The 12338-nt window shown below is 58.7% G+C and carries 12 protein-coding genes; 5 read left to right on the forward strand and 7 right to left on the reverse strand.

Annotated features, from left to right (window positions below):
• The first annotated feature begins 63 nt into the window (after positions 1–63).
• Together IE111_RS22340 and IE111_RS22345 are read left to right on the forward strand one after the other, a co-directional pair.
• Positions 64–1773, forward strand: coding sequence for a sensor domain-containing protein (locus tag IE111_RS22340; RefSeq protein ID WP_189613081.1), 1710 nt, complete (start codon positions 64–66; stop codon positions 1771–1773).
• Between the two features lie 184 nt (positions 1774–1957).
• Complete coding sequence (locus tag IE111_RS22345) at positions 1958–2164, forward strand: cold-shock protein (RefSeq protein WP_189613083.1); 207 nt, start codon at positions 1958–1960, stop codon at positions 2162–2164.
• Positions 2165–2281: 117 nt separating this feature from the next.
• Here IE111_RS22345 and IE111_RS22350 read toward each other — a convergent pair whose 3' ends face one another.
• Positions 2282–3877 carry a GMC family oxidoreductase gene (locus IE111_RS22350; protein ID WP_189613085.1) on the reverse strand — a complete coding sequence of 532 codons (1596 nt, stop codon included), beginning with the start codon at positions 3875–3877 and terminating at the stop codon, positions 2282–2284.
• A 341-nt stretch (positions 3878–4218) separates the two neighbouring features.
• Here IE111_RS22350 and IE111_RS22355 point away from each other — a divergent pair, with 341 nt between their 5' ends.
• From IE111_RS22355 to IE111_RS22365, 3 genes are all read left to right on the forward strand, one after another.
• Positions 4219–4941, forward strand: a complete 723-nt coding sequence (locus tag IE111_RS22355) for a head GIN domain-containing protein (RefSeq protein ID WP_189613086.1) — start codon at positions 4219–4221, stop codon at positions 4939–4941.
• A 243-nt stretch (positions 4942–5184) separates the two neighbouring features.
• Complete coding sequence (locus IE111_RS22360; protein ID WP_189613088.1) at positions 5185–5757, forward strand: hypothetical protein; 573 nt, start codon at positions 5185–5187, stop codon at positions 5755–5757.
• A gap of 234 nt (positions 5758–5991) precedes the next feature.
• On the forward strand, positions 5992–6609 hold the full coding sequence (locus IE111_RS22365) for an FMN-binding negative transcriptional regulator (RefSeq protein ID WP_189613090.1): 618 nt from the start codon (positions 5992–5994) through the stop codon (positions 6607–6609).
• A gap of 143 nt (positions 6610–6752) precedes the next feature.
• Here the strand turns inward: IE111_RS22365 and IE111_RS22370 are convergent, their stop codons facing one another.
• The 6 genes from IE111_RS22370 to ispE form a co-directional block, all read right to left on the reverse strand.
• Positions 6753–7226, reverse strand: a complete 474-nt coding sequence (locus tag IE111_RS22370; RefSeq protein WP_229805485.1) for a copper chaperone PCu(A)C — start codon at positions 7224–7226, stop codon at positions 6753–6755.
• A 507-nt stretch (positions 7227–7733) separates the two neighbouring features.
• Positions 7734–8825 carry a redox-regulated ATPase YchF gene (gene ychF / locus IE111_RS22380; protein WP_189613094.1) on the reverse strand — a complete coding sequence of 364 codons (1092 nt, stop codon included), beginning with the start codon at positions 8823–8825 and terminating at the stop codon, positions 7734–7736.
• 27 nt (positions 8826–8852) lie between these two features.
• A complete protein-coding gene (gene pth / locus IE111_RS22385; RefSeq protein ID WP_189613096.1) occupies positions 8853–9443 on the reverse strand; it encodes an aminoacyl-tRNA hydrolase in 591 nt (196 codons plus the stop codon).
• 204 nt (positions 9444–9647) lie between these two features.
• Positions 9648–10289 carry a 50S ribosomal protein L25/general stress protein Ctc gene (locus IE111_RS22390; protein ID WP_189613098.1) on the reverse strand — a complete coding sequence of 214 codons (642 nt, stop codon included), beginning with the start codon at positions 10287–10289 and terminating at the stop codon, positions 9648–9650.
• Between the two features lie 142 nt (positions 10290–10431).
• On the reverse strand, positions 10432–11358 hold the full coding sequence (locus IE111_RS22395; RefSeq protein ID WP_444544506.1) for a ribose-phosphate pyrophosphokinase: 927 nt from the start codon (positions 11356–11358) through the stop codon (positions 10432–10434).
• A gap of 93 nt (positions 11359–11451) precedes the next feature.
• Positions 11452–12309, reverse strand: a complete 858-nt coding sequence (ispE, locus tag IE111_RS22400; RefSeq protein WP_229805486.1) for a 4-(cytidine 5'-diphospho)-2-C-methyl-D-erythritol kinase — start codon at positions 12307–12309, stop codon at positions 11452–11454.
• Positions 12310–12338: the final 29 nt, after the last annotated feature.

Consider the following 12338-nt stretch of genomic DNA (forward strand, 5'->3'; position numbering starts at 1 on the left):
CGGGGTTGTCGGAGTGATGTCGATACTGGCCAGACGGTTGAGCGGGTTGTCGCGAGTAGGGCCATGGCCATTTCCAACAACAATAACGAAGATGCCTATCAACTGATCGCCGATTCCATGAGTGATCTCGTCTGCCTCCATGATCCGCAGGGGATCTATCTGTGGGTCAGTCCGTCCGCCCGTCGGATTCTGGGTTATGAACCCGATGAGATGCTGGGCAAAAACCCGTACTCGCTGTTCCATCCCGACGATCGGGAACGCATCCGCAGTGGCACGCACGATCCGGCGCTTGAAGGCGCGGGAAACATTTACGTGCGGTACCGGATGCTGCATCGCAGCGGCTTTTACGTCTGGCTGGAGTCACTGACCCAGCCGATTCTCGATGATGTAGGAACCGTGGTTAACCTGCACACCACCTCGCGGGATGTGACGGAACAGGTACGGCTCGAACGGGCTTTGGCGCAGAGCGAAGCCTTGCATCGCTCGGTCGTCAATTCCCTGGCCGAAGGGGTAATGTCCTTCGCCAGGGACGGGCGGGTTTTAACCATCAATGAACAGGCCTCGAAACTGCTGGAACTGAATCCGGATAACGTGCTTGGCCGTCAGCCCAAGGACGTTTCCTGGAGGGCTGTTTATCTGGATGGGACGGAAATCCCCCAGACAGAGCTGCCACTCTTCGTGACCCTGTCGACCGGTCAATCCTGTCGTGATTTCCGGATGGGGTTGGTATTCGACGACGCCAAAACCAAATGGGTGTCCGTCAATTCGGAACCGGTGACGACCGAGGGCCCCCAGGCCGACAATCAAGCGGCCGTGGTATTGACGATGACGGACATATCCGATCAGTTGCGACGCGAAGCCATGCTGGAACAGTGGTCAACGGTGTTTCGCCACAGCCGGGAACCCATACTGCTTGTCGATCTGGACGGAATCATTCAGGAAGCGAACCCGGCGTTTGGTCGTTTACTTCAACTGGACAGCTCATCGACCATCGGGACGTCGTGGAGCGGTTTTTTACAACCGTCCAGTGGAACCCGGGTTCACGATGGAGACCTTCTGTTGAACGCGGCCCACCAGGGGCACTGGCGGGGTGAACTCTGGTTGCGCGATACCGAAGGCGGCATTCATGCGACCTGGGCGTCCATCTCGGCCTTGCCGGTCGAACCCGGTACGGAACACAAGATGCTGGTGATATTCAGCGATTTTCAGGAAAAGCACGAACAGGAAAAGGCGTTGCGGATTCAGGCCACCCACGACGCCTTGACCGGGCTGCCAAACCGGCTGTTGCTGATGGACCGGTTCGACATGGCGCTCAAGTCGGCGCAACGTCATGGCGAGACCTTCGCCTGCTTTTATCTCGATCTCGATGATTTCAAGCCGGTAAACGATCGCTATGGCCATGCGGTCGGCGATGAAGTACTCAAGACCATCGCCCGTCGGCTGAAAGCCATTCTGCGGGACGACGACTCCCTGGCCCGTCTCGGTGGCGACGAATTCGTCATGTTGATCACCTCGCTCAACGGGCGTTCGGCCGCAGGATCGGTGGCTGACAAGGTCTTGCAGGTCCTGACAGAGGTCATACCGGTGGGCGGTCGGGACATCCGGGTCAATGGCAGCCTTGGGGTTGGTCTCTTTCCGCATCATGCCGCCAGCGTGGATGATCTGCTGCATGTGGCGGACCAGGCGATGTATCGCGCCAAGCACTCAGGCGGCTCGCGCTGGCTCCTGGGCGGCCCCCGCGAGGGTTTACACAATAAAAACGAACGCCCTTAAAAAAAATGATTGACATCCCCCCGGGGTGCTATAAGCTGCACATCAGCTTGAAAGTACGACCTATTTTTTGTGAACACCCTCTCGAAGCTTCGCGCATCTCGTCTGGACCTTCATAAGTAATAGCAACACTTCAGCACAACCGGCCCTCGGGCTAACAATGTTTAATCTCAATAAGGTATTACTTATGTCTACCGTTACCGGCACTGTAAAATGGTTCAACGAATCCAAAGGCTTCGGCTTCATCGAGCAGCAAAACGGCCCTGACGTTTTCGCTCACTTCAGCGCTATTCAAGGCACAGGCTTCAAAACCCTGGCCGAAGGCCAACAGGTTGAGTTCACCATCACCCAGGGCCAGAAAGGTCCTCAGGCTGAGAACATCGTTGTTGTCTAAAGGATAACAACCCGTCCTTCGGGACGTGATCAAAAAAGGCAGGCACCGAAAGGGCCTGCCTTTTTTTGTGCATGGATGAAAACTCCCGGCCCCAAAGCCGGGCCCTGCCAGGCTTTCTTATTCGCCCTTTCGCATCCAGTGAGCCGCGCGTTCGGCCAGCATGATGGTCGGTGCATTGGTGTTGCCACCGATCAGGGTCGGCATCACGCTGGCATCGACCACGCGCAGACCCGATAAGCCCCTGACGCGAAACCGGGTGTCCACCACCGCGTCCGCATCCACGCCCATTCGGCATGTGCCGACCGGGTGATAGATCGTATCCGCCCGTTCGCGGAGCGAATGAATCAACTCATCGTCGCTGGCATTGTCGCCGATGTACATGGGTTTGCCCCGGTAACGGTCCAGCGCCGGCTGCATGATCAGTTCACGGCTCAGTTTCACGCCGCGCAATAACGCGTACAGGTCTCGTTCGTCGCTCAAAAAAGCCGGATCGATGCGCGGCGGCGACAGCGGGTTGCGGTCATACAGGCCCAGGTGGCCGCGTGAGTGGGGCCGCAATTGGCAGGCGTGAATGCTGAAACCCTGGCCGTAGTGCAATTTTCGGTTGTGATCGTCCGCCAGGCCCACCAGAAAGTGAAACTGGGTGTCCGGTCGCTCCAGATCGGCTTGGGTCTTCAGAAAGGCGCCTCCTTCGGCCACATTGCTGGCGATGATGCCCCGACCGCGTGTCAGATAATTCGGCAGCGACGCAGCCACCCGGGCAAGGCCCATCGCACCGTAGCCGATCAGGTGAGGGGAGGGGCTGCGCCAGGCGGAAATGTAGTCGAGATGATCCTGAAGATTGGCGCCGACCTGAGCGTGTTCATGGATGACGGGAAGACCGTGCGTTTTCAGCTCATCGACCGGGCCGATGCCCGACAGCATCAGCAGTTGGGGGGACTGGAAAGCGCCCGCGCACAACACCACCTCGCGACGGGCCTTGTACAGTTGTTGCGGCCCGTTGCCGTGCATGGCCCAGACACCGGTGACACCGTTCTCGCCCACTTCAAGCCGGGTGGCCTGGGTGCGGGTCATGACGGTGAGGTTGGGGCGATTCATGGCCGGATGCAAAAAGGCCTTGGCCGCACTGCAGCGCAGGCCCCGACGCTGTGTCACCTGATAGCGACCCACGCCTTCCTGGCTCGCGCCGTTGAAATCGTCCGTCAGGGTGTGCCCGGCCTCTCGACCGGCCTCGATATAGGCATCGATCATCGGGTTGTGGTAGGGCAGGTCCGCCACGCCGAGGGGGCCGTCGGTCCCGTGGTACGGCGCGGTCAGTCGGTTGTTGGCTTCGCTGTGCCGAAACCAGGGCAGAACCTCATCCCAGCCGAAATCGGCGAGGCCAAGCCGAGCCCAGTCGTTGTAGTCTTCCGGGTGACCGCGTGTATAGATCATGGCGTTTATCGCGCTGCTGCCACCGAGCGCCTTACCGCGTGGCTGATAGCCTTTGCGCCCGTTGAAACCGGCCTGCGGTACCGTTTCGAACGCCCAGTTGTGCGCGAAGCCGGGCACGGTAACGGCCATGCCGAGCGGAATCTGTATCAGTGGGCTGCGTCCGCCGCCGCCGGCCTCGGTCAGCAGTACGGTAACGCCCGGGTCCTCGGACAACCTGGCGGCAAGAACGCTGCCGGCCGAGCCTCCGCCGATGATGATGTAGTCGAAATGTTTGGTCATGCTCAAATCCTTTTTCGGGCTACGCTACAGCCGACCGTATGAAGTGACAAGCGGCACTCGTTATTGGTCGGGATTTCTGGCTGAATCGGATGAAATGGGCGAGCGTCTGTTACCTCTGGTTGATGAGCCGGGTTCCGATCCGTTCAGGACATGATGAAACGGAAGTGACGGTTTGAACCAAATACATTGGCTGAATTGGCTAAAAAAGGTGTCTGTTTCCCGTCGAAGCCGCTGATTGCCCCGTATTCCGGACAGCATCGGGTTTGGCACGACCTCTGCTACGCAACGACCGAACGGCGGTGTTCACCGTCCTACTTAAGGAATAGAGAAGGAAGTATACGATGAAAACAGTGAAGCAAGCCTCTTTAATACTGGGAACTTCAATCATGATGATGGCCGGCTGCGCCTTTTCGGCGACCGTGGCCGGGCAGGGGGACATGCTGGAAACCCGCTATGAGTTGCCGGCTTTGCAGCGGGTAGAGATCGGCGGAATCGGAGAGGTCAATCTGATCGAATCGGACCGCCGGGAACTGGTGGTCCATGCTCAGGAAAACGTCCTGGAATCACTGGTGATTACCATTCGTGGCGACGAACTGGACATCGGCCCGGAACGCGGCGTGAATTTCTCGGGTCGAACCGAGATTATCTACGATCTCTACATTCCGGAGGTTGAACACATCTCGTTGAGCGTCAGTTTGAACCTGCATTCCGATGGGTTTGCCACGCCTGATCTGACGCTGGATTTCAGTGGCAGTGTCGATGCGGACATGGTGCATCTGGACACACGCACCCTGAAACTGGATGCGGCCGGCAGCGCGGATGTGGATCTGTCCGGCAATACCGAACGGTTCATCATCGAAACCGCCGGCTCGGCCGACGTGAATGCCGAAGCGTTGCGGGCCCAGTTCGTTGACATCGACACCGCCGGTTCGGCATCGATTCGGGTATGGGCCGAGCAACGGCTGACCGTGGACGCGGCGGGCTCGGCGGACGTTCGATACGCGGGCCGACCTCTGGTGGAGCAAAGTGCGGCCGGTTCCGCCAAAGTGCGCCCACTGAATTGAATCACAATATAACGTTGGGGCCGGTCATTGATCCCAAATACAGGGGTAAGCGATCCGGCCCTGTACCGGGGTTGCCCGAACCTCGGGTAACCCCTAGATTGAAAGCATCTCTCGAATCCTGGATTCTTCCGGCTGGCTCTTGTCCAGGGAGAATTCGACAGGATGTATTCGCCGCAAGTCCATCCTCCAGCGTCTTTCTTTCCCTGTTCATGGTTGAATGATTCATTGTTCGGGAGATTAAGGATGAAACGCCTGTTTTTTGCATTCGTATTGACCCTGCTGGGAAGTTCTCCGGCTTTGGCCGAAGGCTTGTCCGATGGGTCGCTGGAATTGTCCATCAATGTTATTCGCTCCGAAGGCGCCTCTTTCGAAGCCGAGATCGCCGGTTCCACCGACTATCCGAGTTTTATGAGCGCTCCTATCCGCCTGGGTTATCAGTTGAACGATCAATTCACCTTGTTCGGTGGCTTTGCCCGGTTCAACAAGTCCGTTGAACAGGGCAACACCGAAGGGTCGTTGAGTGCGACCGTATTCACCGGCGGTGCTCAGGCGCAATTGGACTCCGGGCTGATGATCGAAGCAAGCTGGTCACGCATCCTGTCCACGTCGGATGACGGTACTCAGGAAGCCGATTTTAAAGGCAACCACTTTGAGGTTTTCGCAGGGCGTCGGTTCCAGGCCTTGAACGGCCTCTACATCGAGCCCAAGGCCGGTGGCACTTTCGGCAGTGTGGAACTCGATGACAGCAATACCGATCAGTCTTTCCAGGACGGTTTGGGTACCGAGTTCGCATTAACGCTGGGGTACGTTCTCTAAACCTGCACGGAGCCCGGCCCGGCCGGGCAGTCTGCTTTAGGACGAGTTCACCTTCCAAAGGGGCCTGGTGCGTACCGGTAAACTTCAGGATGACGATGCGAACCATCTCCCCGCCGATGCCGGCATTATCGATTCCATAGAAGACCTTAGAGATTGGATGAATGGGACCTAAAGCTGGACTAAGCAGGATCAAGCTGGCACCTTGGGTCTTTCCAGTCTGTCGATAAGAAAGCCATGTATATTCCATCCGCCATGCAAATGCCGTCCTGCCAGGCGGCCTGGGATTTTATCGAACAATACAGCTTCGGATGCCTGATGTCGTCCGAGTTAGTGGGTACTCATTTACCGTTTATCCTTAAGCGGGAAGAGGGTGCATTCGGAACGCTCTACGGGCATTTCGCTCGCGCCAACCCTCATTGGAAAACCCTGGACGGGCAATCGGTCCTGGTTGTTTTCAATGGACCGCATGCCTACATATCGCCACGCTGGTATGCCAAAGGTCCGGCGGTACCCACCTGGAATTATGCGGCGGTGCATGCCAAGGGATCACTGTCGTTACTCAACGCCGAACAGACACTGGAGTGTGTGGACGAACTGGTTTCACAGCATGACCCGGCGGTGTCGGAAAACGCCGATCTCATGCCTGACACCTTTAAACAAAAGCTGTTGAACGGCATTGTCGGTTTCAAGGTCGAGCTGACCCATCTGGAAGGAAAATGGAAGCTCGGTCAGCATCGCAGCCGGGACGACCAGGCGGGTGTTCACCGTCATCTCGGCGAATCAGATTCCCGAGAGGCACAGGCGCTGGCCGATTACATGACGGCATTGAACATTGGGACCGGTCATGAGTAGGGCAAGTTATGAAGAACTTGCCGGAACCATCAGCCGGATTCAACGGTGACAAGACCGGCTATCAAATACGGTTTGTCGAATCATAGACGTTGCATGGGGCCACCCGACTCTACGCCGGAGATCGAGTGACCATGGGTTAAGAATCAATCCATGTCGTGGTCCATGCCGCCACTGCGTTTCTCGACGGCGAATTCCACGTCGATGTTGCCGGCGTGCTCGAATGTCAGAGTGACCGGGACTTTTTCACCATCGACCAGCGGCGAGTCCATTCCCATGAACATGACGTGGTAACCACCGGGTTGCAGACTTCGGCTTTCACCAGCCGGTATCAGCAAGCCTTCCGGTCGATGCTCCATTTTCATCACGTCGCCTTCCTGTCGGGTTTCGTGAATCTGGACTTCGCGCGCGAAGGGCGCTGAGCCTCCGAGCAGGGTCTCATCCTGGTCGGAGCCGTTGTGTATGGTGAGGAAACCACCGCCGACCGTTACCCCTGGAGGAGTTGCCCGGGCCCAGGGATGGGCGATGGTGAGGTCATGGTGTTGATAGTCGTGGGCCAGGCTCAGGGCGCTGAACATCAGGGATGCCGCCGCGGCGAACAGACGTTTTTTCATAATCATGATGAATCCTTCTCGAAATGAATGGTTAGGCAATGTGCGGGACATGCGGCCTGATGGGCGGTCCCCTTGCCAGGTAGTTCGAGACGGAAGTTTCGGGAGGTGCGGCCCGGAAGGCCGTTGAGGGAGGGATTGCCCGGCCCGGTGAGCCTATGGCGATAGGCAGCTCGACAAGGCCCGGCGAATACTGGATGCAAGGGCAGGTTTCATCCGGATGCTCGGCCGCGGGTGATTCGCCCGACTCGATCGCAACCACCACCACACCGGCACTGGCGCACAATCGCATCCAGCGGCCGTCCACCGCGCCCTGGGCATTGATGGCGGGCACCAGGAAAAAGCAGAGCCAGCAGATAACCTGCAGGACGAGGCCATTGTGGAGTCGGCGGCGAGTGAATGTCATCGGGGAAGAGCATGGCTCGGTGATGGACCAAGCGTGACTTTACCCGCATTCGGCCGGTCGGGGCAACCGGGGTTGGGGTCGGCCCGGTGCGAAACCGGGCCGGGTGGGGATCACACGTTGAAGCGGAAGTGCATGACATCGCCGTCTTTAACGATGTAATCCTTGCCTTCCAGGCGCCATTTGCCGGCTTCTTTGGCACCGGCTTCGCCGTTGTATTGAACATAGTCGTCGTAGGAGACGGTTTCGGCGCGAATGAAGCCTTTCTCGAAGTCGGTGTGGATCACGCCGGCCGCCTGGGGAGCGGTGGCGCCGACCTTGACCGTCCAGGCACGTACTTCCTTCACACCGGCGGTGAAATAGGTCTGCAGGCCCAGCAGTGTGTAGGCGGCACGAATCACCCGGTGCAGGCCCGGCTCTTCCATGCCCAGGTCGGCCAGGAATTCGGTTTTTTCGTCGTCTTCCAGCTCGGCGATTTCGGACTCCAGTTTGTTGCAGATGGCCACCACCTCGGCGTTTTCCTCGGCCGCGATGGCATGGACCTTGTCCAGATAAGGGTTGTTCTCGAATCCGTCCTCGTCGACGTTGGCGATGTAGAGCGTCGGCTTGGTGGTTAGGAAGAAGAACTGTTTCAGGTCGGCCTTTTCGTCGTCGGTCAGGTCGACGCTGCGAATGGGTTTGGCTTCATCCAGGGCCGGCTTGATCTTCTCCAAAAGCGCGACCAGGCGAATGGCTTCCTTGTCCTGACCCTTGGCCTTCTTCTGCAGCTTGGTCAGTTGCTTTTCCACCGCGTCCAGGTCGGCCAGTGCCAGTTCGGTGTTGATCACCTCAATGTCGGACTGGGGGTCGATCTGGTTGGCGACGTGGATGACGTTGTCGTTCTCGAAGCAGCGCACGACATGGGCAATGGCGTCGGTCTCGCGAATATTGGCCAGGAACTGGTTGCCCAGGCCCTCGCCCTTGGAGGCACCGGCGACCAGGCCAGCGATATCGACGAATTCCATGGTGGTCGGAATCGATTTTTCCGGTTTCACGATCTCGACCAGTTTGTCCTGACGCGGGTCGGGTACGGGTACGACGCCCGTGTTCGGCTCGATGGTGCAGAACGGGAAGTTTTCGGCGTCGATGCCGGCCTTGGTCAGGGCATTGAAGAGGGTCGATTTACCGACATTGGGCAAGCCAACGATGCCGCATTTAATCCCCATGGTGTTGTCTCCTGAAAACGATCGCCGTTACTCGGCTTTGAATTGATGCAGTTGGTTCATGGCTTTTTGCCAATCGCCGGCGACAACGCGTGGCGTATGGTCGATCGCCGCTTCGATGGCACGATCCAGACGGATTCGGTCGTCCGGATGGGCCTTGCTGAGTACGTAATTGACAACTTCGCCCGATGAGCCCGGATGGCCGATGCCCAGGCGAAGCCGATAGAAATTCCTGTTGTTGGCCAACCGCGCGACGATGTCGCGCAGGCCGTTGTGGCCACCATGACCGCCACCCTGTTTGAATCGGGCCACGCCGGGCGGCAGGTCCAGTTCGTCGTGGGCGACCAGGATCTGTTCCGGGGCGATCTTGAAGAACTGGGCGAAGGCGCCCACGCTCTGACCGCTGCGGTTCATGAAAGTCATCGGCTTCATCAGCCAGACGCTCTGGCCGGCCAGGTTCACCTTGCAGGTTTCGGCCTGGTATTTGGTGTCCAGTTTCCAGCTGGCGCCGCATTCACGGGCCAGTGCATCGACGTATTCGAAGCCGGCGTTGTGTCGGGTGGCGTCGTATTGGGCGCCCGGGTTACCGAGGCCGACGATGAGGCTGATGGCGTCTTTCATGATGAGACCGATGTTTAAATGGGTCGCGCACGGAGTGCGCTCCTACGGTTTGTCGTAGGAGCGCACTCCGTACGCGACCAGTATACCGTTAGCACAACGTGCACAAACACTGCTCCCGCACATCCATGTGCTCCGCAGCATAAGTGCATCCATGCACAAAAAAGGGCCTTACGGCCCTTGTTCGAAGCGAAACGGTGCGAAGATTTACTCTTCCGCCGCTTCCTCTTCGCCTTCTTCGCCTTCAGCCAGAGCCTTGCCGGCCGGCTTGATGACGGATACGACCGGAGCGTCGTGGCTGGCGCCCTTGTTCAGTTCGACCAGAGACACGCCTTTCGGCAGTTTCAGGTCGGACAGGTGAAGGACGGCGCCCAGTTCGATGTCGGCCATATCGACTTCGATGAATTCCGGCAGGTCGCTGACCTTGCAGTTAACGTCCACTTCAGTGGCGCTGTGCTGAATCTTGCCACCTTGCAGTTTAACAGCCTTGCACTGGTCTTCGTTCAGGAAGTGCAGCGGCACTTTCTTGTGGACCACGGTGCTCTTGGTCACGCGCTCGAAGTCGGCGTGCAGCGGCAGGCCACGGGCCGGCTCACGCTGAACGTCCATCAGAATGGCTTGCTCTTCTTTGTCGCCGATCTTGATGGTCAGTACGTGAGAGTAAAAGGCTTCGCTCTTCATGGAGCGGCTCAGTTCGCGCTCTTCCAGCGTCAGGCTGGTCGGTTTGCGATTCTTGGCGCCGCCGTAAATGATGGCCGGCACCTTGCCTTCACGACGCAGGCGGCGGCTCGCACCCTTCCCCGCGACCTCACGCACTTCGGCGCTCAACGTAAAAATATCGTTAGACATTGTCAGTCTCCAAATAATAGCGACACAGGACCGCGACCAGCCCCGTGCCACTGTTCATCGACGATCGGGTAATCCCGATACGAGTTAAATAGGTTGGAATGTTGTCAGGATTTGCTCCGAACTAACGTGATTTTCGCGTTAATTACCGGAACATGGCGCTGATCGATTCCTCATTGCTTACCCGGCGAATGGACTCCGCAAGGACCCCGGCCATGGAAAGCTGGCGGATATTAGCACAGTTTTTCGCGGCTTCCGAGAGCGGAATGGTGTCGGTCACCACCAATTCGATTTTTGAGTTGGCGATGCGCTCGACAGCCGGACCGGAGAGGATGGGGTGAACGGCGTACGCCACGACTTTCTTGGCTCCGAACTTGACCAGCGCCTCGGCGGCCTGGCACAGGGTGCCGGCGGTATCGACCATGTCGTCGACCAGAATACAGGTCCGGTCTTTGACATCGCCGATGATGTTCATGATCTCGGCCTGGTTGGCTTTCGGCCGGCGTTTGTCGATGATCGCCAGATCCGCGCCCAGTTGCTTGGCAACGGCCCGGGCGCGCACCACGCCGCCGACATCGGGGGAGACGACCATCAGATTGTCGCTTTCCTGGCGCTGAATGTCGTCGAGCAAAACCGGCGAGCCGTAGATGTTGTCCACCGGAATGCTGAAGAAGCCCTGTATCTGGTCGGCGTGCAGGTCGACGGTCAGGATGCGGTCGATGCCAACGACGGTCAGCATGTCGGCCACCACCTTGGCGGAGATGGGGACACGCGAACTGCGCGGGCGCCGATCCTGACGGGCGTAGCCGAAATAGGGCATGACCGCCGTGATGCGACCGGCCGATGCACGGCGCAACGCGTCGGCCAGCAGGATGATTTCCATCAGGTTGTCGTTGGTCGGAGCGCAGGTGGGCTGAATGATGAAGACGTCGGCACCGCGAACGTTTTCATTGATGTCGATGGCGGTTTCGCCATCGCTGAACTTGGTGATGGTGGCATCACCCATGGGGATGCACAGACGTTCAACCACTTGGTTGGCGAGATCGGGGTTGGCGTTCCCCGTAAAAACCATCATTTTTGACACTTCGGACCACCCTTGATTGGTATTGAGCTAAAACTCGATCGGGTGGCCCGCAACCACCCGATATGGAAATCGGTGTTGCGGTCAGGCCTGGTCGGCCAGGGCTCGCTGCAATGGCGATTGATTGACTCCCCGGCCAATAAAGCCGCTGTAGCCGGGGTTTCGCTCTGTGATGGTGCGCAGAATCGTTTGAGCTGCCATATCGCTTTGCGTCTGTACGAATACACAAGCTCCACTCCCGCTGAGCCTGACCGAGCCGTACTGGGACAGTTGCTCGATGGCGTGATCGATATTGGGGTAGAGCGTTCTCGCCACGGGTTCGAAATCGTTGTGTCCGGCCCCCGTCAGCGCGGTGCGTATTGTGCTGACAGGGGTATTGCGTGTCAATTGAGGGTGCCTGAACAGGGCCGGCGTGCTGACGTGAACGCCGGGGTGGATGACGACGAACCAGTGTTCGGGCAATTCCACCGGTGTCAGCTCCTCGCCGATCCCCTCGGCCCAGGCGCTGCGTCCGCGAACGAACACCGGGACGTCCGCGCCCAGCGTCAGGCCGATCTCGGCCAGGGCGTCTTCGTCCAGACCCAGCTGCCACAGGTGATTCAGGCCGACCAGCGCCGTGGCGCAATCCGAACTGCCACCGCCGATGCCGCCGCCCATGGGCAGCCGCTTGGTGAGCTGGATGTCGGCACCGCCGGTGTGGCCGGTGGCGTCTTGCAGGGCGCGGGCGGCACGGGTGATCAGGTTGTCTTCGTTGGCGACATCCGGGATGGACGGGGAGACGCGCACCTCTGTGTCGTGCCGGGGCGTCAGGGTCAGCTCATCGCCAAAATCCAGCAACTGAAACAATGTCTGCAGCCGGTGATAGCCGTCATCCCGACGGCCGACGATGTGCAGCATCAGGTTCAGCTTGGCCGGAGCCGGCAGTGTCAGGGTGGCGGTCAAAGCAGCCTCCGAAATGAATGGTCGAGCGA

It is taken from the genome of Saccharospirillum salsuginis (assembly GCF_014651855.1).
GTDB classification, from domain to species: Bacteria; Pseudomonadota; Gammaproteobacteria; order Pseudomonadales; family Natronospirillaceae; genus Saccharospirillum; species Saccharospirillum salsuginis.

Bases quoted from the DNA above. Each gene is read 5' to 3' on its own strand.
- IE111_RS22340 (WP_189613081.1), top strand. From the start codon at position 64: ATGGCCATTTCCAACAACAATAACGAAGATGCCTATCAACTGATCGCC.
- IE111_RS22345 (WP_189613083.1), top strand. From the start codon at position 1,958: ATGTCTACCGTTACCGGCACTGTAAAATGGTTCAACGAATCCAAAGGC.
- IE111_RS22350 (WP_189613085.1), bottom strand. From the start codon at position 3,877: ATGACCAAACATTTCGACTACATCATCATCGGCGGAGGCTCGGCCGGC.
- IE111_RS22355 (WP_189613086.1), top strand. From the start codon at position 4,219: ATGAAAACAGTGAAGCAAGCCTCTTTAATACTGGGAACTTCAATCATG.
- IE111_RS22360 (WP_189613088.1), top strand. From the start codon at position 5,185: ATGAAACGCCTGTTTTTTGCATTCGTATTGACCCTGCTGGGAAGTTCT.
- IE111_RS22365 (WP_189613090.1), top strand. From the start codon at position 5,992: ATGTATATTCCATCCGCCATGCAAATGCCGTCCTGCCAGGCGGCCTGG.
- IE111_RS22370 (WP_229805485.1), bottom strand. From the start codon at position 7,226: ATGATTATGAAAAAACGTCTGTTCGCCGCGGCGGCATCCCTGATGTTC.
- ychF (WP_189613094.1), bottom strand. From the start codon at position 8,825: ATGGGGATTAAATGCGGCATCGTTGGCTTGCCCAATGTCGGTAAATCG.
- pth (WP_189613096.1), bottom strand. From the start codon at position 9,443: ATGAAAGACGCCATCAGCCTCATCGTCGGCCTCGGTAACCCGGGCGCC.
- IE111_RS22390 (WP_189613098.1), bottom strand. From the start codon at position 10,289: ATGTCTAACGATATTTTTACGTTGAGCGCCGAAGTGCGTGAGGTCGCG.
- IE111_RS22395 (WP_444544506.1), bottom strand. From the start codon at position 11,358: ATGGTTTTTACGGGGAACGCCAACCCCGATCTCGCCAACCAAGTGGTT.